Source organism: Aquimarina sp. MAR_2010_214, from assembly GCF_002846555.1.
Classification (GTDB): domain Bacteria; phylum Bacteroidota; class Bacteroidia; order Flavobacteriales; family Flavobacteriaceae; genus Aquimarina.
Genome location: NZ_PJMS01000001.1, coordinates 5,253,691 through 5,273,578, shown reverse-complemented (window position 1 = coordinate 5,273,578; position 19,888 = coordinate 5,253,691). Strand labels below are relative to the sequence as shown.

Annotated in this window: 17 protein-coding genes; 11 read left to right on the top strand and 6 right to left on the bottom strand. The window is 32.7% G+C overall.

What is annotated here, in order from left to right; genetic code table 11:
* Positions 1-56 precede the first annotated feature (56 nt).
* The 3 genes from ATE84_RS22630 to ATE84_RS22620 form a co-directional block, all read right to left on the bottom strand.
* Positions 57-209: an SsrA-binding protein gene (locus ATE84_RS22630; protein ID WP_101450099.1), complete on the bottom strand. Its 153-nt coding sequence runs from the start codon at positions 207-209 to the stop codon at positions 57-59.
* Between the two features lie 67 nt (positions 210-276).
* Positions 277-1,815 (bottom strand): M56 family metallopeptidase, encoded by a 1,539-nt coding sequence (locus ATE84_RS22625; RefSeq protein ID WP_101450098.1) that lies wholly within the window; start codon positions 1,813-1,815, stop codon positions 277-279.
* Between the two features lie 3 nt (positions 1,816-1,818).
* Positions 1,819-2,175: a BlaI/MecI/CopY family transcriptional regulator gene (locus tag ATE84_RS22620; RefSeq protein WP_101450097.1), complete on the bottom strand. Its 357-nt coding sequence runs from the start codon at positions 2,173-2,175 to the stop codon at positions 1,819-1,821.
* A 250-nt stretch (positions 2,176-2,425) separates the two neighbouring features.
* On the opposite strand from ATE84_RS22620, the gene ATE84_RS22615 reads away from it, so the two are divergent.
* Positions 2,426-3,286, top strand: coding sequence for a M57 family metalloprotease (locus ATE84_RS22615; RefSeq protein ID WP_101450096.1), 861 nt, complete (start codon positions 2,426-2,428; stop codon positions 3,284-3,286).
* 113 nt (positions 3,287-3,399) lie between these two features.
* Here ATE84_RS22615 and ATE84_RS22610 read toward each other — a convergent pair whose 3' ends face one another.
* Both ATE84_RS22610 and ATE84_RS22605 read right to left on the bottom strand, forming a co-directional pair.
* Positions 3,400-4,149 carry a LytTR family DNA-binding domain-containing protein gene (locus ATE84_RS22610; protein ID WP_101450095.1) on the bottom strand — a complete coding sequence of 250 codons (750 nt, stop codon included), beginning with the start codon at positions 4,147-4,149 and terminating at the stop codon, positions 3,400-3,402.
* Positions 4,150-4,155: 6 nt separating this feature from the next.
* Positions 4,156-6,030, bottom strand: coding sequence for a histidine kinase (locus ATE84_RS22605; protein ID WP_101450094.1), 1,875 nt, complete (start codon positions 6,028-6,030; stop codon positions 4,156-4,158).
* A gap of 330 nt (positions 6,031-6,360) precedes the next feature.
* On the opposite strand from ATE84_RS22605, the gene ATE84_RS22600 reads away from it, so the two are divergent.
* Together ATE84_RS22600 and ATE84_RS22595 are read left to right on the top strand one after the other, a co-directional pair.
* The gene (locus ATE84_RS22600; RefSeq protein WP_101450093.1) at positions 6,361-7,218 is read left to right on the top strand and encodes a M57 family metalloprotease; all 858 of its coding nucleotides are present in this window, start codon (positions 6,361-6,363) and stop codon (positions 7,216-7,218) included.
* Positions 7,219-7,350: 132 nt separating this feature from the next.
* Entirely contained in the window at positions 7,351-8,304 is a 954-nt protein-coding gene (locus ATE84_RS22595) for a calcium/sodium antiporter (RefSeq protein ID WP_101451205.1), read from the top strand.
* Between the two features lie 208 nt (positions 8,305-8,512).
* Here the strand turns inward: ATE84_RS22595 and ATE84_RS22590 are convergent, their stop codons facing one another.
* Positions 8,513-9,538: a glutamine synthetase beta-grasp domain-containing protein gene (locus tag ATE84_RS22590; protein ID WP_101451203.1), complete on the bottom strand. Its 1,026-nt coding sequence runs from the start codon at positions 9,536-9,538 to the stop codon at positions 8,513-8,515.
* A 218-nt stretch (positions 9,539-9,756) separates the two neighbouring features.
* Here ATE84_RS22590 and ATE84_RS22585 point away from each other — a divergent pair, with 218 nt between their 5' ends.
* From ATE84_RS22585 to ATE84_RS22550, 8 genes are all read left to right on the top strand, one after another.
* Positions 9,757-11,943 (top strand): glutamine synthetase III, encoded by a 2,187-nt coding sequence (locus ATE84_RS22585; protein WP_101450092.1) that lies wholly within the window; start codon positions 9,757-9,759, stop codon positions 11,941-11,943.
* A gap of 333 nt (positions 11,944-12,276) precedes the next feature.
* Positions 12,277-13,800, top strand: a complete 1,524-nt coding sequence (locus ATE84_RS22580) for a hypothetical protein (RefSeq protein ID WP_101451201.1) — start codon at positions 12,277-12,279, stop codon at positions 13,798-13,800.
* Positions 13,801-13,889: 89 nt separating this feature from the next.
* Entirely contained in the window at positions 13,890-14,411 is a 522-nt protein-coding gene (locus tag ATE84_RS22575; protein WP_101450091.1) for a hypothetical protein, read from the top strand.
* 18 nt (positions 14,412-14,429) lie between these two features.
* Positions 14,430-15,158, top strand: coding sequence for a CsgE family curli-type amyloid fiber assembly protein (locus ATE84_RS22570; RefSeq protein WP_101450090.1), 729 nt, complete (start codon positions 14,430-14,432; stop codon positions 15,156-15,158).
* Between the two features lie 10 nt (positions 15,159-15,168).
* A complete protein-coding gene (locus tag ATE84_RS22565) occupies positions 15,169-15,573 on the top strand; it encodes a curli production assembly/transport component CsgF (RefSeq protein WP_101450089.1) in 405 nt (134 codons plus the stop codon).
* Between the two features lie 6 nt (positions 15,574-15,579).
* Positions 15,580-17,064, top strand: coding sequence for a CsgG/HfaB family protein (locus tag ATE84_RS22560; protein WP_101450088.1), 1,485 nt, complete (start codon positions 15,580-15,582; stop codon positions 17,062-17,064).
* A gap of 3 nt (positions 17,065-17,067) precedes the next feature.
* Positions 17,068-18,555, top strand: a complete 1,488-nt coding sequence (locus ATE84_RS22555) for a carboxypeptidase-like regulatory domain-containing protein (RefSeq protein ID WP_233195879.1) — start codon at positions 17,068-17,070, stop codon at positions 18,553-18,555.
* 137 nt (positions 18,556-18,692) lie between these two features.
* Positions 18,693-19,871 (top strand): AIR synthase related protein, encoded by a 1,179-nt coding sequence (locus tag ATE84_RS22550; RefSeq protein ID WP_101450087.1) that lies wholly within the window; start codon positions 18,693-18,695, stop codon positions 19,869-19,871.
* Positions 19,872-19,888: the final 17 nt, after the last annotated feature.

The following is a 19,888-nucleotide window of genomic DNA, read 5'->3' as shown; positions in this document are numbered from 1 at the left end:
GAGTTACTAGTGTTGCAAAAAGAAGTATATTTTATAGAAAAAGATATGCTGTAGTGTTAATCCAAAGCTCTTTTAGTAACATATAACCGCCAGCCAAATATGAGGAGTTGTAATTTGGATGCTTTTGCAAGATCCAGGCGTTTTTTGGTAAAACTAGGTAGAATTACTTTGTTAAGTTTGGCGATAACCGAAAAGAAATATTTTTGCATGGTTAAAAATACAAAAAAACTCACTTGAAAGAAGTGAGTTTCTATAGGTTTATATATTATAATAGAATTAGTTCTTTTTGGTAATAATTTCGATCACTCCATTTTTTGCCTTATCACCATATTTTTTTATGGCCGATTTTCCTTTAAGGACATTCATCTGCTCTATAGTGTCAGAATCTAGTTTTTCCATTTCTTTTTTGGTCGATTTTTTTCCATCTATATAAATTAATGGCTCACCGTCCGTATCACCGGTAAAGTATGCAAAGGTTTTATGGTCATCGGTGTGGATCTCATAAGTATCCTTGTGATTTCCAGTAGTGAAAATGAGTTCATGTTTTTTATCTCCGGTATGGATTTTCATAGTACTCCCTTTTTTGTGTTTACCATCCTTATCAACCAGCCATATATAATTTGAACTGTTTCCAGATTGGCCTATTTCGATTTTACCGGTTTCGCTATTGTATATAATAGCAAAAGAATTGATAGGAGTGTCATTTGATATAGCGTAATTGGTAGTTCCTTTTTTAGAAGATATATCTACTTTAATGCTTATGATTTCATTGGCATCATTTCGTTTAATGCCAGAGAACTTAACCTCAAGACTGTAGTCATTTTTTAAAGTGTTTTTAACTTTATTCAGATCTTTTTTTGAAGAGCTTTTATCGACTATAAATTCAATAATCTTTTTCCCTTTTTTCTGAAAGATAATATTGTCTGAAGCTTTTTGATCAATTTTTGTGTCCTGTTTGATTTTAATAACTTCTTGGGTATTAAAACTCCATAGAAATAGACTTAACAGAGGGAGAATAACAGTGATCTTCCATAACTTCTTACTTTGAGAATTTTGTTTGTTTAACATAACGATTCGTTTTTTGATTAATGATTGATAAAAATTATTAGTAATGGTAGAATAATTATTTGATGATACTTTTAGTAAAGTTAATTGATATTCTTTTCTGGATGCCATTTGGTTTATAGCCTCACGATCAGCGATGTATTCTAGGTTTTGTTCCAGGTTTTTTTTGTATAACCAGGCAAAGGGATTTACCCATAGAAATATGAGAAGAAGATTCATTAGTATTAAATCAAGAGTGTGTAATTGTTGAACATGTACTTTTTCATGTTTCAAAATCATATCTAATTCTCCTCTGGAATGTAATACCGGATTGTATACGATCGTATTAAAAAAAGAAAAAGGAGCAATGTCTTGAGTAACTTCAATAAGGTTGAATCCTTCTTCTTTCCTACTTTGGTTATGGGTTAGTAATTTTTTTAAGGATAATAATTGAAGGCAAAAACGAGATAAAAATATAAGAGCTCCCAAACCATAAAGAACAGATCCAATTACCCACCAGTTTATAGTTTCGGGAATCATGTTTTTAGAAGGGGATTGATGTGCTCCTGTTATATAAAAATCTGGACTTTCAATAAACTTAATAGTTGTAAACTCTATGAATGGCAATAGTAACGAAGTGATAATACCAATCAATAGAAAATGCCTGTTTATGGTGAAAAAAGTGTCTTTTCTAAGCAGTAAAAAATAAACTCCGTAAAATATCGAAAGTAATACACTAGCTTTAAAAAGATAAATTAAGAAGGTTTCCATAGTTTATTTTTCTTGTTCTATTACTTTTAAAATTTCTCTTAATTCATCTGCGGTTATCTTCTCTTCTTTAGCAAAAAAAGAAACCATATTTTTATAAGAATCATTAAAATATTGTTTCATGGCGGTACTCACAAAATTGCTACGGTATTCTTCTTTTGTAATTATAGGGAAGTACTGATGTGTTTTTCCATAAGCTTGATGGCCTACGTACTTTTTATCCTCGAGATTACGTATGATTGTAGATACAGTGTTGTAATGTACGGCATTGTTTAGTTCGGCCTGAACCTCTTTTGCAAAAGCTTTTTTTAGCTTCCATAATGCCTGCATGATCTCTTCTTCCTTGTTTGTTAGTTTTTCCATTAGAGAATGTATTATGAGTGGTTAAATCTATAACTATAATTTTAGTTTCACAACTATTTTTATAGTTATTTAACTATTTATATAGTTTTGCAAGTGTAGAATGTCTGTGTTTTCGCTTCATGAATAAAGCTGTTTTACAGTATTTAGAGTATGGTTTAACATTTGTTTGTTAATAAGAATTTTTTGTAATACATAAATGAAGTGTTAAGTTTATCACAACAAAATAACACAAACTCAACTTTTATTTAAAATGAAAAGAATCAATTTTTTAGTGATAGCCACTGCAATGGCTTCTGCACTAACGTTGTTGTCTTGCGATAAAGACCGGGCCAATAATCCTATAGAAGAACCATCTTTAATTGTTGAAAAAGATGTTTTAAACAAAATCTCAGCATTACATTTTAATCCAAACAGGATAGAAAAAGTAATGATAAGTGATATTGACGGTACCAAAAAAGCAATGTACCGTATTGAAGATGATATCATGTTATCAAAATCTCAAATAATGGATATGGGACTTCATGGGGGGATTCAAAACAAGCAGTATAGGACTAATAATTTAGTAACAGCAACTAATGTTATCCGTGTAGTGGGGTATACGGGTAATAATCAACATGGATTGAGTGCAACTGCGAAGACTGGTCTTCAATATGCGGTTAATAATTATAATAATGAAAACCTTAGAATTAGATTTCAACTATCTTTTGGAATAAGGTGGAGACCTAATGACATATTAGTGTATGTTGATAATAGTATAAACCCAGACCCGAATAGAGCTGCAGGGATTGCAGGTTTTCCTAGTAATGGATATCCTTTTACAAGAGTCAGAATTAATAACGGAGCTAATTTAACACAAACAAATCAACAATTAGAGCACTTATTAGCTCACGAAATTGGTCATTGTATAGGGTTTAGACACACTGATTGGGATACCCGAAAAACTTGTGGTGAAAATAGTAACGAGAGAGTAGGTAATGATGGTCTTGTGTATATACCAGGTACCGCTGGTGCAGGAGGTGATCCAAAATCTATAATGAACGCTTGTTATCCTGCTAATACAGATGGAGAATGGAGTGATCTGGATAGAGTAGCATTAAACTACTTATACTAATTAGCTATTGGTAATAAATTAAGTGTATATTAATAGGTGTAAAAGGCTACCTTTTGGTGGTCTTTTTTTATGATAGAAGTAACATGGATATAGATCCAAAACAAAAAGAAATTTTAGATACGTTTTAGAAGTTCACGTTTCTTATCTCTAGAAATCGATAGTGTTTTTCCGTCACTCATTACAATATGCCCTCCATCATCATTGCTTAATAATTTGAGGTACTGAATGTTTATAAGATTAGATTTATGTATCCTGAAAAAATTGGGTTGTATCAGCTTTTCTTCAAAAAACTTAAGGTTTTTTGACACTACCATCTGTGGCTGATTATTAAGAATTATAGCAGTGTAGTTGCCCTCGGCAATGCAATACATAATATCTTCAATTTTGATAACGTGCAGCCCTCTGGTATCTGATAGTATAATCTGTGGTGATTCTCTTAAATTATACAAATTCCTCATATTTTCTTCTATACTGCTTTTAGAAGCAACTTCTTTATTTATATATTGAGTTGCTTTGATAACAGCTTCTTTAAGCTTTATTGGATCTAGAGGCTTTAAAAGATAGTCAATAGCATCATACTTGTATCCTTTTAATGCATATTCATCGTGTGCAGATATAAAAATTATTTTGAAATTCATGAGTCCCTGATTAGGGAGTATGTCAAAAATGGTACTGTTTCCTAACTGAATATCCAAAAACACGATATCTGGATTAAATTCTTTGAATAGTTTTCTCATTGATGATTTGTCCCAACCCTCACCAATCACTTCTATTTCTGGACAGTATGTTTGTAGCAACAATTTTAAACTATTTCTAGCCATTTTTTCATCATCGATAATGATAGATTTAAGTGATGTACTCATAAGCTATTAATTTATAATTGGTAGATTAACGATAACTCTTGTGCCTTTTGGTTTTTTATTATCATCCAATAAATCTGTAATTTTCATAGATGTTTTTTTATATCCTACTTTTTTCAGAAGTTTTATTCTTTCAGCGGTATTTCCAGATGCAATCGATAAATTTGAAGTGTTTTTTGATTTCTTATTTAACTCTGCCGATTTTCTTCTTCCAATACCATTATCTTCTATAATACATTTTATGCTATTTTTCTTTTTTTGAAAAGATAGCTTCAGTGCTTTTTTATTTTTTGAACCTAATCCATGTATAACAGCATTTTCAAGATGCGGTTGAATAATCATCGAAGGTATTTTTGGGTTAAGTTCGATTAAATTTTCATCAATTGTTAAGCTCATTTCAAATTGACCATCAAATCTTTTGTTTTCTAGAGTAATGTAGGTCTTGATAATTTCTAATTCTTCTTTAAAGCTAATATATAAACTGTCTGAGTTGGATAATATTTTCCGAATCAATTGAGAAAGTTCCCTCATATGCTCGCTGGCCTCGAATTTATCTTTTTGAAGAATAAAACTTTGTAATGTATTGAATGAATTAAATAAGAAGTGAGGGTTCATTATTGATCGTAGTGATTTTAGCCTTGCTAAACTTATTTCTTCATTGAGCTGTGATATTTTTAATCTACTTTTTTGATAAATAGTTAAAAAAAACAAGATGCATATTATTGTGAGAACTCCCGAGCTAAGAGCGATAATTTTACTATTGTATACTTGTCTATTTGTTTTTTGATTTTTCTTTTCCAGATTAGTGATGAGCTTATTTTTTTCGGCTAGTATTTTATTATATTTTGATCGGGCAATCTCTTTTTTAAGATTATGTTCATTAAATTTTTGGAGGTGTTTTTCTTTAGCTTTTAAATATTGAATAGTTTTTTTAAATTCACCTTTGCTTTCATAAATCTCAGCCAGATCATTTAAACTCATTAGATTAGAAGATGAGTTATTGTTCTCTGTATAACTTATGGATTTTTTGTAGTAATCAATAGCCTTATCTAGATGACCTAGTTTGTAATTTAATTCTCCTAGAGTGTTATAGAAAAATGATCCAAACCATCCTTTTTTACTGTCTGCAATATTATTTAGATCAATATATTTATCAATAATTCTTGAGGCTTCTTTTAGTTTGTTTTGTTTGATATAACTATAAGCAACATTATTTGCAGCTATTTCAAGGCCGTTGTTTTGACCTGGATTTTTTTCAAAAAAACTTATGGCTTTATTAGAAAAATAGGCGATCGAATCATGATCAGTTTTTCCGAATGTAGAAGAAATATTTAATAGCGAAATAGCCATTCTGTAATCCTCATTCGGTTTAATATATTTGAAGGAAGCCTTGAAGTTTTTTCTGGCGAGCTCTGGTTCTAACAATTCATTAAATAGTGTTCCTTGATTGATTAAAACGAGCCATTTTGAACTTTTTTCTTCAGTATCATTAGAAAGCTCAATAGCTTTATTGTAATGCTCTAAAGCTTCCGTATACTGATCTTTTTTTTGCATTTGCCAGGCAAGCATGGCATATACTTCTACAAGACAATTGATGTTGTTATTTTCTGTGCAATAATCTAGCAAATTAAATAGCTCATCGGTATCTGTATTTTTTGGTTGATTATAAGCGTAAAACTTTAATAAGTTTAGGTCACTTTTGATAATACTATCTTTATGACTTGATTGCCTGGCCTTTTGTTGTTTTTGTTTAAGATTCATAAGTATTGAATCCTGATACCCTTTTTTTGAATGAAAAAAAAATGTATCTCTTGCAGAAATCGATACAATAGTGGATAATTCGAATAGAAAAAACAATACGATAATATATCTATTTGTTGTCATACCTGTAATATATGTTGGATAAAATTACTAAACTAATAAAGTTATGCAGTATATGTTGGGATTTTGTTGTTTGATAAAAATAAATTATGATTTGTATAAAAGGCTGTTATTGGTGAAATAAGCCTTGGCGTTTACGTAATGATCACTAGATTAAATTGAGCTTATTAAAGTGTTGTTGTGTTTTTAACACACAAGAAGTATGGATTTGCTACCGTTTATGGTTGAAAATTGACGGTTTGTGTAAAGAAGTTGACGGTTTGTGTAATATGGTTAATTTTTAGAATGTTTTAACGATATATTGTCAAAGTTTTAACATAAAATACAAACTCAATGAAAAACTTTAAAACCCTTGCTGTAGTGTTCACTGCGGCAACATTATCAGTCTTTACATCTTGTGAAAAAGAATCTTCAGAAGATGTAGTAGATCATTCTTCACAAGAAATCTCAAAAGATGTTTTAAACAAGGTAACAGAATTACATTTCAATCCAAACGGAATAGAAAAAGGAATGGTAAGAGATATTGATGGAAGTCAAAAAATGATGTATACATTAGAAGGCGATATTAAAATGTCTTATGATCAGATCATGAAAATGAATATAGGAGAAGGAGTACAAAGTAAGCAGTATAGAAGTAATAACCTTGTAAATACTCCAAAAACAATTCGTGTTGTTGGGTATAATGGAAACAATAGATTTGGTCTTAGCTCAGTGGCTCAGAGAGGTTTACAATATGCAATAGCAAATTACAATGCTTTAAATATAGATATTCAACTTAATTTAGTTTTTTCTACTAGTTTTAATTCTAGTGATATACTTGTTTATACCGAGACTACTGCTTCTGTTATACTTCAGGATGGAGTTCGTGGAGTGGCTGGTTTTCCTTCAGGAGGAGAGCCGTTTAAGCGTGTAAAAATTAACGGTGGGGCTAATACAAATAATGACGATCAACTGTTAGAAGGTTTGTTTACCCACGAATTAGGTCATTGTTTTGGACTAAGACATACGGATTGGAATACGAGACAATCTTGTGGTCAAAGCGGTGAATCGGCTGGTTCTACAGGAGCTACTCACATACCAGGAACCCCTGGAGCTAGTCAAGATTCATCATCTATCATGAATGCTTGTTTCCCTTATAATGAAGGGGAATTTGGTCAATATGATAAAGTAGCTTTAGAATATCTTTATTAAAAAGGTACTGTAAGTAAGAATCCCCTCTCTTATTTGTTACAGATAAAGCGAATAGCACCCAATAATACGGGTGCTATTTTTTTTGAGAAAAGTTTCTATATAATAGTATCTTCGCAGACAAAATTAGAATTTATGATTGCCAGTATATTATACGTTATTATAGGGCTTATACTTCTTGTAATTGGAGGGGAGTTTTTAGTAAGATCCTCTGTTGCCTTATCTTTCAGGCTTAAATTATCGCGTATGGTTATTGGGTTAACTGTAGTTTCTTTTGCTACCTCTGCTCCAGAATTACTAGTGAGTATTCAGGCCGCACTAGACGGATTGTCAGATATATCTTTAGGTAATGTGGTTGGATCAAATATTGCTAATATTGGCTTGGTGTTGGGGATTACTGCAATAATTGGTCCTTTGGCTATTGATAAGGATTTTTATAAATTCAATTGGCCGGTAATGGTGCTATTATCTTTTATTCTGTACCTCTTTTTACAAAATGATGCAACTTTAACCAAGTTTGAAGGACTTATATTGTTATTGTCTTTATTAGTATATCTATTCTTGTTGATTCGAAGAGCCAGAAAATCTTCTGATGCTATGGCAGAAGAGGTAGATGATTCTCTTCAGAAAACATCCAATTTTAAAATCATAATTTGGTTGCTTATAGGTGGAGCCGCATTATATTTTGGTTCTGAATTATTGGTGAGCGGAGCAGAAACTATTGCTAAAAAGATGGGGGTCAGTGAAGGTGTAATAGCGGTTACTCTTATTGCAGTTGGAACTAGTGTGCCAGAGCTAGCAGCTTCTGTTATTGCAGCGCTTAAGCAAGAAAAGGCAATCTCGCTTGGAAACCTTATAGGTTCTAATATTTTTAATATTGCTTCAGTATTAGGAATAACTTCATTAATTCAGCCTATTGCAGTAAAGGATGAAACACTAATGAGTGTAAATATTTACTGGATGTTAGGTTTTGCTATGATCTTACTTCCATTGGCTTTTATACCAAAAAAAATGATCTTAGGGCGTCCTAAAGGATTACTGATTTTTGCAGCATACTGTATTTTTATCGCTTTAGTCTTTATAGAATAAATTTAAATTCTATTTAGTATTCTGAGTTCGATATAAAGTTTTAATTTTAAAAAGTGGTCAAATTGATTGCGTCAGAGCAATCTGTTTGACGTAAATTTTGTTCGATAAGAGTAGATGTTAAATAGTACAAAAAAACACCTTTAGGAATTTTCTAAAGGTGTTTCGGTGTTTAACCAACTTAGTTAGTTAAGTTACATACAATAAATCGTTATGCCATTACAGCTGCGATATCTGCCGTTTTAACTGTAGTTACAATTCTAGCAGCAATTTTATATGGATCACCGTTAGAAGCAGGTCGACGATCTTCTAGCCATCCTTTCCATCCTTTTTCTACAGTAATAATAGGAATTCTTATAGACGCTCCTCTGTCTGATATTCCATAAGAGAATTCATGTATAGATTGTGTTTCATGCTCTCCTGTTAATCGCTGATCATTAAACTCACCATACACAGCAATATGTTCTTTAGTAACAGGTCTGAATGCCTCACAAATAGTTTCATAAACTTCTTTAGAACCACACGTTCTTAATACTTCGTTAGAAAAGTTTGCGTGCATACCAGAACCATTCCAATCACCTTTAATAGGTTTTGGATGGTACTCAATATAATATCCGTGATGTTCGGTAAGGCGATCTAATAAATATCGAGCTACCCATATTTCATCTCCGGCTTTTTTAGCACCTTTTGCAAACAATTGAAACTCCCATTGTCCACTTGCAACTTCCTGATTAATTCCTTCAAAATTAAGCCCGGCAGCAATACATAGATCAGCGTGCTCTTCAACAAAATCTCTTCCATGTGTATTTCTACCTCCTACAGAACAATAATACATTCCTTGTGGACCAGGGTAACCACCAACAGGAAACCCTAATGGCAGTTGTGTTTTAGAATCCATAATAAAGTATTCTTGCTCAAAACCAAACCAAAAATCATTGTCATCGTCATCGATTGTTGCTCTTGCATTAGATTCGTGAGGGGTTCCATCAGAATTTAAAACTTCTGTCATTACCAGATATCCATTTTTTCTTGCAGGATCAGGATATATAGCAACAGGCTTTAATAAGCAATCAGAAGAACCGCCTTCTGCTTGTCTTGTAGAACTACCATCAAAAGACCACATTGGGCAATCTTTAAGATTTCCGCTAAAGTTTTCTTCAACTTTTGTTTTACTTCTTAAGTTAGCAGTTGGTTTATAACCATCTAGCCAAATGTATTCTAATTTAGCTTTACTCATAATTAATACTTTATAAATTGAACTGTTACAGGGATCAAAATTAATTTTTATTTCCGTATTACCAAAAAAATAGGGGGTATATGACTGTTTTTTGTTCAAATTTTATTGATACCCTGTTTTTTTAGGGGGTGTTTTGGGTAATTAATAATTTTAAAAGAAAATATTTTTTATATTATCAATAGAAACTTCTTTTATCTTTGTCTAAAACTTACTTAATTATGTCAACACTCAGATTTCAAGCTTTAAAAGAGACCTTACATCGTAAACCTGTTATAGTTACAGAAACAGAACGTCGATCTGTATTATTTGGTAGCAATGTATTTAATCAAGCAACAATGCTTCAGTATCTTACCAAAGATGCATATAGTAGCGTAACAGATGCTATAGATCATGGTTCTAAGATTGATCGTAAAATTGCTGATCAAATTTCATCGGCGATGAAAGAATGGGCACTTTCCAAAGGTGTAACACATTATACGCATTGGTTTCAGCCATTAACAGGGGCAACAGCAGAAAAACATGATGCCTTTTTTGAAACCATAGGGAATGGGCAAGCAATTGAAAAATTTGGAGGAGGACAACTGGTACAACAAGAGCCAGATGCATCTTCTTTCCCTAATGGAGGTATTCGCAATACCTTTGAAGCTAGAGGATATACCGCATGGGATCCTACTTCTCCTGCTTTTATTTACGGCACTACATTATGTATCCCTACTGTTTTTGTTGCTTATACAGGAGAAGCTCTGGATTATAAAACGCCATTGTTAAGAGCTTTGCAAGCAGTAGATCATGCAGCGACAGGAGTTGCTAAATATTTCGACAAGAATGTAAAGAAAGTAAATGCTTCTTTGGGTTGGGAACAAGAGTATTTCTTGATTGATAGTGCATTGGCTTTCTCCAGACCTGATATTGTTATGACGGGTAGAACACTTCTTGGTCATTCTTCTGCAAAAGGACAACAATTAGACGATCACTATTTTGGAAGTATCCCTACCAGAGCTTTGGATTATATCAGGGATTTAGAAACAGAATGTATGTTGCTCGGTATTCCTGTTAAAACACGTCATAATGAGGTAGCTCCTAATCAATTTGAGTTAGCTCCAATATATGAAGAAACAAACCTAGCTGTTGATCATAATTCTTTATTAATGGATGTTATGGATAAAGTGGCAGCAAGACATAGCTTTAAAGTATTATTGCATGAGAAACCGTTTGCAGGAGTAAATGGTTCTGGAAAGCATAATAATTGGTCTTTGGCAACAAATACCGGCGTAAATTTATTAGGCCCTGGAAAAACACCAATGAGTAATCTTCAGTTTTTAACGTTTTTTATCAATACTATTAAAGCTATTAATGAAAATGAAGAATTGATGAGAGCAGGTATTGCTTCTGCTAGTAATGATCATCGTCTTGGTGCTAATGAAGCGCCACCAGCTATTATGTCTGTATTTATAGGAGAACAATTAACCGCTGTACTTAAAGAATTAGAAGGAGTTACTAATGGGAAATTGTCGCCACAAGAAAAAACAGACCTTAAATTAAATGTGGTAGGGAAAATACCAGAAATTTTGCTAGACAATACGGATCGAAATAGAACCTCTCCTTTTGCCTTTACAGGGAATAAATTTGAGTTTAGAGCTGTAGGGTCCAAAGCAAATTGTGCAAATCCAATGACAATTCTTAATACTATTGTGGCAAAGCAACTAGTAGATTTTAAGAAAGAGGTTGATGCATTGATTGATAAAAAAGAACTCAAAAAAGACGAAGCAATATTTAATGTCTTGAGAGAGTATATAAAACAGTCCAAAAATATCCTTTTTGAAGGAAATGGGTATGGCCAGGAATGGGAAAAAGAAGCTAAGAAGAGAGGGTTAAGTAATAATAAAACTACTCCCGAAGCATTAAAAGCCAAGGTCTCTAAGAAAAACCTGGAGCTTTTTGAGGAAATGGGTGTAATGAATAAAGTAGAAGCCGAGGCTCGTTACGAAATTGAGGTTGAAGAATATGTGTTAAGAATTCAAATCGAAGGTAGAGTACTTGGAGATATCGCTCGAAACCATGTAATTCCTACTGCGATACGATATCAAAATATGTTAATCAATAATGTATCTGGGTTAAAAGAGTTATACGGTAAAGATTTTAAAAAGTATGCTAAGGAACAAATGGAGATCATAGAAGAGATTTCGGGACATATAGGAAAAATCAATACCAAGGTTAATGAAATGACCGAGGCACGTAAAAAAGCAAATAAGCTTGAGGATTTAGAGAAAAAAGCTTCTAGTTATTGTGATAAAGTAAAACCTCTATTTGATGAAATCAGATATAGCTGTGATAAATTAGAATTACTTGTAGATGATGAATTATGGCCGTTAACAAAATACAGAGAACTGCTTTTTACTAGGTAAGTAAGAATTAACCTACTATTTTTTTTTCAAAGAAATTTTAATAAGAAATTGATAATTTACAATCCCTTTAAAAACCATAGAAGTTTATTTTTCTATGGTTTTTTTACATGTATTTCATCGAATAGTTGGAAAATTGATAATAAGAGCTTTAATATTTTCCTAAATTTGATAATATCAAAATGTTCGTCATAATTTTGATTATACCCCATCAGATCCCAAAATATGTTTTTTTAATGAATTAAGATAGAGATTAGATTTTCTGATCCTGTTGTTCATGCGCTGTAAAATTTTAAAGAAAATAACTCGATTTAATCACTTTAATTTATATTACTTATGAAAAAAATAATTTTTAGCCTAGCAGCTTTATTAAGCGCTACGGCAATGGTCGCACAATCAAATGACAGTAATATCACACAAACCGGAGACGATAATATTGCTAATATTTCTCAGGTAGGGGCAACTAATTCTTCTTTAACAAATCAGGAAGGAAGAGCTAATAATGCAGAAGCCATACAAGGTACAACTGCATTTAGTTCAAGTAATGGAGTTGTAAAACAATCTCAAACAGGAGATAAGAACTCGGCATTTGCTCATCATGAGGAAGCTGATAATGAAGTGTATCAAGTACAGGTAGGTAATGGTAATTCTGCTCGAGCTACTCAAAACTTAGCATTTGAAGGAGGAGGTAATGTAGCTAATCAACTTCAGGAAGGAGATAGAAACGAGGCTACAGTATCTCAAGAAGGAATAACCAATACCGCTATTCAGGTTCAATTCGGAAATGGTAATTCTGCATCTTCTAGTCAAGAAGGGATAGATAATTTTAGTGAGCTTAATCAAGAAGGAGGCTTTAATGTAGCATCTATCACGCAAGTAGGAAATAATAATCTTTCTTCGCAATCACAAATAGGAGAAGCTAATATCGCTACCGCAGGTCAATGGGGGAATAATAATGCTGTGAGTCAAGACCAAGAAGGTGGAGGTAACACTGCAAATTCTATACAAGGTAGTAGTCTTTTTGATTCTACAGGAGGAAGAGTAGAACAAGTACAAGCCGGTAATGAAAATAATGCATTTGCTAATCATGAAGAAGATGATAATACAATTCTTCAAAGTCAGACAGGAGATTCTAATGATGCAAGTGCAAAGCAAAATTTAGGTTCTTTCGGAGGTAATAACTTAGCTATACAAGTACAAGAAGGTAATGGTAATACTGCTACTGCAACTCAAAATGGAAGTACTAATATTTCTGATCAATCACAATCTGGTGATGAAAATGTTGCTTCAACAACACAATCAGGATCAAATAATATAGCTGTTCAAAGTCAATCAGGAGTTGGTAATAATGCAACTTCAATACAAGGAGGATTGTTCTTTACTTCTAGAGGAGGTCTTGTAAGTCAATTCCAAAATGGTAATGGTAATGAAGCATTTGCTAGACACGAAGAAGATAATAACGTTGTAGTGCAAACTCAGTTTGGAGATAGAAATAACGCATCTGCTACCCAGAATCTTATAAACTTTGGGGGAGAAAATACTACAAGACAGCTTCAACTAGGAAGTGGTAACGTTGCCGAAGCTTCTCAAGAAGGAAGTTCGGATTTCAATTTAGCTGGAGAAAATAACCTTATTAGCCAAATTCAATTTGGTAATGAAAATAAGGTTACATCAACTCAAAATGGAGCAAATAACACAAGTGATATCTTACAATTAGGAGACATGAATATTGCAGAAGATATTCAGGTTGGAGCAGGTAACGATACTTTTGTAACTCAGTTAGGGGATATGAACACTAGTGTGATTCTTCAAACTGGAGTGAACAATGCGGCTACCGTAACTCAAAATGGTTCGAATTAATTAGATTTGACTAAACTTGAATATCATTATAAGAGTTATACTTCATTTAAGTATAACTCTTATCTTGATTTTTTTAAATTCTGAAAAAGATGAACAAAACCATTCTTATACAGGCATTGGTGTTTTTTATTTTCTTTACTTTTTCTAATGGGTATGCCCAAAATTTAAAGGAAGAAAGTCAGCTTTCGATTACTGATCAAGATAAGTTTATTACGCTGTCTCAAGTTAATAATGCGTTATCTGTAGGATCAGAATCGTCATCTCTTTCTAATGGAGTAAATGCAGTTTTTATTCAGCAAATAGGAACAAGTAATGCTGTACTTTCTACTATTATTGCAGAATCTTCAGATATTAAAATAATACAGAGAGGAGATCAAAATTTAGTTGAGATAAATGAATTTTCCAGAGAAATAGAAAAATCGATTATACAAACAGGAAATAATAATTCTGTAACTGATTTTTCTTTTAATCCTGATATATCAACTAATTTAGAGCTTTTGCAAGAAGGTAACAATCTGATTTTTGAAAGATTTGGAAGTAATGAACTGTCAAAGAATTTAAAATTTAAAATGTCTGGCGATGCCAGAACTATAATTGTTAGAAGTTTTTAATAACAGACATATAAGAGTATGAAGCTTAAACTTGTCATACTTGCAACTTTATTTTTTCAGGTTTCAATTGCACAATTCACAAATACTGATGTAGTTGCCAAAATAAAAACAGTGACTATTGATGATGTGATTTCTGTGGTTGCTACCGCTACTAATACTACAGAAGTACACAAAAGTTTGCAATACACTATTTCTGTTTTTAGAACAGATGTAGATAATAATATATCTAAAACTAATCAAGAAGGAAGATTTACTCTAGAAGCGAATGAAAATAAAGAGCTCTCACGAGGGTCGATTAGTGTCGATGAGAGTGATAAAATAGTATTGCTCTTATTAATCTATGAAGAAGATAAGATTATAGGCAAAGATAGATTAGCATTTAATGAAAAAAATAATCAGGAGCCTAAAAAAGCGGAAGAAGATATCTCATCTGATGATGGAATAGAGTTAAAAGGAATAGTAATAGAAGAAACTAAAACCAAGCCCGGAAGAGATTTCTATGAATTTTTCTATGCTTCATATACATTAAATCAAATAAATGGTAATAAGGTTGTAGGAGTGTATGAAAAATTAAGCTTTGGTCGTAGTACTATTATTCAAGTAAAAATAGAGGATAATGTCATTCACGAATTTATAGGAAAACCAGATTTGGAATATTTAGAACAAATGTCGAAAATTGCAATTCGAAAAGTATATAAATATTTTAAGGATTTAAAAAAACAGAAGAACGATATTTTTCAGTATTAAAACAGTTAAGATGAAATCAACTTTAATAACGCTTTTTCTTGTTTTTTCGATGTATAACTTTTCTTTTGGGCAAGATTTAGTGTATAAGCCTGTAAATCCTGCTTTTGGAGGAGATACATTTAATTATCAATGGCTCCTTAGTTCTGCTGAAGCTCAGAATAAATTCACAGACCCTACTGATTCAAGAGATCAAAGGTCTGATGTAGAAAGATTCACAGAGAACCTGAATAATCAGTTATTAAGCCAAATATCAAGAACACTATTTACTGAACAATTTGGAGAAGGTGGTCTTACTGAAGGAACATATAGTTTTGGATCATTATTTATAGAAATTTTCCCTTCTGGAGAAGGGTTAGTAATCAATATTTTGGATACAAGCACTGGAGACCAATCCCAAGTAATAATTCCTAACTAATTTTTAATGTATCATAAATTTTATAAAGTAATCGTAGTAATTTCTTGCGCATTTTTATTACATGGATGTGGGACGTATTTTAATCAACCTATAACTATCGAAAATGCCAGAATAGGTGAGGATACAGAGGTAACAAAAACATTACGAGATTTCCCACCACCAGTAGAGCCTGTTGTTGTTGGGGTATATAAATTTAGAGATCAGACAGGGCAGTATAAGCCCACAGAGAATGGAAGCACTTTTAGTACAGCTGTTACTCAAGGAGCAACAACAATTTTGATCAAAGCACTCGAAGATTCTAAGTGGTTTGTGCCTATCGAAAGAGAAAATCTAAGCAACTTACTTAATGAACGTAATATTATACGTTCTACAAGAAAAGAATATAGAAAAACCAAAAACACTAACGAACCACAATTACCACCATTATTATATGCAGGGATTATCCTCGAAGGAGGTATTGTATCTTATGATTCTAATATCATTACAGGTGGATTAGGGGCAAGATATTTTGGTGTAGGAGCTTCTACTCAATATCGACAAGATAGAATTACAATTTACCTAAGAGCTGTTTCTACTTCTAGTGGTAAAATCTTAAAAACAGTATATGTGTCTAAAACTATTCTGTCGCAAGCATTAGATGCAAATTTCTTTAGGTATATAAAATTTAAAAGATTGCTTGAAGCCGAAACTGGTTTTACTAAGAATGAACCTGCTCAAATGGCAGTGTCAGAAGCAATAGAGAAAGCAGTAGAATCTTTAATTGTAGAAGGAATTGAAGATAAATTATGGGCCGTTAATGCAGAATCAGACGCTGTAAATACGCTAATAGAAAAATACAAAGCAGAAAAATATGAAGCACAAAATACGGCCTTGTATGATCGATATTTTAAAGAAAGAAGAGCTAAGATCTCTGCGTTTTTAAAAGGAGGAACCGCTTTAGTGAGTGGAGATTATAATAACCCAGAGCTTACCTATTCTGCAAAGATTGGAGCTAGATGGTATTTTAATCCATATCTTAATGTTAATGCAAGTATTAATAAATTTGAACTTACTAATCAAAACGCATTCTCTAAAGGGTTTAATGCTTTTGATCTTAATACAGAATTAAGTCTTTTGCCTTTTGATAAATTGTCTCCTTTCTTATTCGGAGGAGTGGGAGTTGTGAATAATGATGATTTTGATACTACATTATTTAAATTTCAATACGGAGGTGGAGTAGAATATTTAATTTCTGATAAAATAGGTATTTCTGTTGGAGCTACTCATAACTTGGTTCTTAGTGATGAATTAGATGGTGTAGTTCAAGGAAAACGAGACGATCAATATTTTAATTTTTCTTTTGGATTAAATTGGTATTTTGGAAGCCCTGTAAAGGCGAATAGAAAATCAAGATTACAAAAACAAGAGAGAAATGTAGAATTACGTGAGTTAAGAAAAAGAAATAGAGAAATTAGAAAAGAAGGTATAATCCTAGAAGATAAAAACAAATAGGTTGTGAAAAAAATTATCATAAGAATAATAAGTGTTTTTGTAATTTTGGCTACAGCTTCTTGTAGTGAAGATACTATTGATTCTGAAGGTTTAGGATCTGTTAAAGGAAAAGTAGTTAAAAAAGGAACTAACGAGCCTTTAGAAAATGTAAAAATATCAACAAACCCTGGGTCAAGTACTGTTTTTACAGATAAAGAAGGAGTCTATCATTTAAAGAATGTGCCCTCAGGAGATTATTCTCTTTCTGGTCAACGAGATGGACTACTAGCAGTTTTCGAAGCGATTACAATATTAACAGATAAAGAGCTTGAAGTAGTTCTCGAAATGGATATAGCAACAGCTACTAATCGCCCACCCGAAGCTGCAACTTTAGTAACACCTATAGATAATGCTGTCGACCAGCCATTAGAAGTTAAATTGGTATGGAGTGCCAAAGATCCTGATCAAGATAAACTTACCTACAAAGTAAGTTTAAGGAATGAAGAAAATTCTAATGTAGAAGTTTTTGAAAATATTACAGACACAACATATACCGTATCTGGACTTTCTTTTAGTACAAAATATTTCTGGCAAGTAAGTTCTAATGATGATATTAATGATCCGGTTAATAGTACAACCTTTGCTTTTACAACTACAGGGCCACCAAACAATAGGATTGTGTATACAAAACTAGTTGGCGGTAACAGTGTTATTTATTCAGCAGATGAGAGTGGAGGAACAGAAATAGTGCTTACTTCTGAATCAAAAAATAGTTTTAGACCTAGAAGAAATGCTACTACTCAAAAAATTGCTTTTTTACAATCAGTTGGCTCTCAAACTCATTTGTTTATAATGAACCAGGATGGTTCACAAATAAAACAAATTACCTCTACCGTTGGAGTTTCTGGATTTAACCTTGAAGAAATAGATTTTTCATGGGATGCTAACGGTGCGAAATTGTTATTTCCTAATCAGAATAAATTATATTCCATTAATATAGATGGAAGCGGTTTGAGTTTAATATATCAAACTACGGGTGATTTGATTACCGAAGTAGATAAAAATGAAAGTACAGGGATAACTGCTATAAAAACGAATAATTTAGATGGATACGGAGTGCAAATTTTTACCATTGATGGAGCAGGAGTGGTTCAAAATACGGTGCTCACAGGCCAAAATGGTGCTGCCGGTAGTATCAATTTGTCTGTAGACGGCACTAAATTGTTATACAGCAGAGATATGTCTGGAGCAGAAAACCCCAATTATCGTCAATTAGATTCTCGTGTGTTCATCTATGATTTTGGTACTACGGTAAGTACAGATCTGTCTACAGATAAAACAGCTGGGACTAATGATCTGGATGCCCGTTTTTCACCAAACGAAGCCAGTATAATTTTTGTAAACACCTCGAATGATGGTATTTCTGAAGAAAATATCCTGACTGTCCCCATTGCTGATTTAGATGGAAGAACTACTGTAATACAAAAAGCGGCAATGCCAGATTGGGAATAACTTATTTACGATTTTTTGATTATAAATTAAGATGCTTGTATGATGTTCGGTTTCGTAATTTAGACATTATAATTCGTGCATCGTAATTCGCAATTCGTAATTAATTAAATTATCTTTGCGCTTTAATTTCTAATATAATGAGTCAAGAAGTAAGTAAACGCTATGCGCAACGTGGAGTTTCTGCGTCCAAAGAAGATGTACATAGTGCGATTAAAAACATTGATAAAGGACTTTTTCCAAAGGCATTTTGCAAAATTGTACCAGATCATTTAACCGGTGATCAAGATTATTGTTTGATTATGCATGCCGATGGAGCAGGAACCAAATCTTCTCTGGCATATATGTATTGGAAAGAAACCGGGGACGTATCCGTATGGAAAGGAATTGCTCAAGATGCACTAATCATGAATATTGATGATTTATTATGTGTGGGGGCAACCGATAATATAATGTTGTCTTCTACTATTGGAAGAAATAAAAACCTGATCCCGGGCGAAGTGATATCTGCAATCATTAACGGAACCGAAGAATTACTTAAAGAACTTAAGGGTTTTGGAGTTGAAATCCATTCTACAGGCGGAGAAACTGCCGATGTTGGAGATCTGGTACGAACGATTATTGTGGATTCTACAGTAACTGCCCGAATGAAGCGTAAAGATGTAATTGATAATGCAAATATAAAGGCAGGTGATGTAATTGTAGGGTTGGCTTCTTTTGGGCAGGCCAGTTACGAAAAAGAATATAATGGTGGTATGGGGAGTAATGGTTTAACATCTGCCCGCCATGACGTGTTTAGTAAAACTCTTGCAGAAAAATATCCAGAAAGCTTCGATCCCTCTGTACCTTCAGACTTGGTGTACTCTGGTAAAACAAATTTAACAGATGCTGTTGAAAATGCACCGATTGATGCCGGTAAATTAGTGTTGTCACCTACCAGAACATATGCTCCTATTATTAAAAAGATATTAGCAAAATTTGATAAAGAAACCATTCACGGAATGGTACATTGCAGTGGTGGTGCTCAAACCAAGATTCTGCATTTTATAGACAATCTGCATATTGTAAAAGATAACTTATTTGATGTTCCTCCGCTATTCAAATTAATTCAGGAAAATTCTGGAACAGATTGGAAAGAAATGTACCAGGTGTTTAATATGGGACATCGTATGGAGCTATATGTTTCTCCGGAAATAGCAGAAGAAATCATATCAATTTCAAAAAGTTTTAATGTGGATGCTCAAATAGTTGGTCGTGTCGAGGCCTCTGAAGAGAAGAAACTTACCATCAAAAGTGAGTTTGGAACTTATGTCTATTAAATTATTTATGGCAATTC

Excerpts from the sequence above, each read along its gene's own strand:
- ATE84_RS22630 (WP_101450099.1), bottom strand. The coding sequence starts at position 209 with ATGCAAAAATATTTCTTTTCGGTTATCGCCAAACTTAACAAAGTAATT.
- ATE84_RS22625 (WP_101450098.1), bottom strand. The coding sequence starts at position 1,815 with ATGGAAACCTTCTTAATTTATCTTTTTAAAGCTAGTGTATTACTTTCG.
- ATE84_RS22620 (WP_101450097.1), bottom strand. The coding sequence starts at position 2,175 with ATGGAAAAACTAACAAACAAGGAAGAAGAGATCATGCAGGCATTATGG.
- ATE84_RS22615 (WP_101450096.1), top strand. The coding sequence starts at position 2,426 with ATGAAAAGAATCAATTTTTTAGTGATAGCCACTGCAATGGCTTCTGCA.
- ATE84_RS22610 (WP_101450095.1), bottom strand. The coding sequence starts at position 4,149 with ATGAGTACATCACTTAAATCTATCATTATCGATGATGAAAAAATGGCT.
- ATE84_RS22605 (WP_101450094.1), bottom strand. The coding sequence starts at position 6,030 with ATGACAACAAATAGATATATTATCGTATTGTTTTTTCTATTCGAATTA.
- ATE84_RS22600 (WP_101450093.1), top strand. The coding sequence starts at position 6,361 with ATGAAAAACTTTAAAACCCTTGCTGTAGTGTTCACTGCGGCAACATTA.
- ATE84_RS22595 (WP_101451205.1), top strand. The coding sequence starts at position 7,351 with ATGATTGCCAGTATATTATACGTTATTATAGGGCTTATACTTCTTGTA.
- ATE84_RS22590 (WP_101451203.1), bottom strand. The coding sequence starts at position 9,538 with ATGAGTAAAGCTAAATTAGAATACATTTGGCTAGATGGTTATAAACCA.
- ATE84_RS22585 (WP_101450092.1), top strand. The coding sequence starts at position 9,757 with ATGTCAACACTCAGATTTCAAGCTTTAAAAGAGACCTTACATCGTAAA.
- ATE84_RS22580 (WP_101451201.1), top strand. The coding sequence starts at position 12,277 with ATGAAAAAAATAATTTTTAGCCTAGCAGCTTTATTAAGCGCTACGGCA.
- ATE84_RS22575 (WP_101450091.1), top strand. The coding sequence starts at position 13,890 with ATGAACAAAACCATTCTTATACAGGCATTGGTGTTTTTTATTTTCTTT.
- ATE84_RS22570 (WP_101450090.1), top strand. The coding sequence starts at position 14,430 with ATGAAGCTTAAACTTGTCATACTTGCAACTTTATTTTTTCAGGTTTCA.
- ATE84_RS22565 (WP_101450089.1), top strand. The coding sequence starts at position 15,169 with ATGAAATCAACTTTAATAACGCTTTTTCTTGTTTTTTCGATGTATAAC.
- ATE84_RS22560 (WP_101450088.1), top strand. The coding sequence starts at position 15,580 with ATGTATCATAAATTTTATAAAGTAATCGTAGTAATTTCTTGCGCATTT.
- ATE84_RS22550 (WP_101450087.1), top strand. The coding sequence starts at position 18,693 with ATGAGTCAAGAAGTAAGTAAACGCTATGCGCAACGTGGAGTTTCTGCG.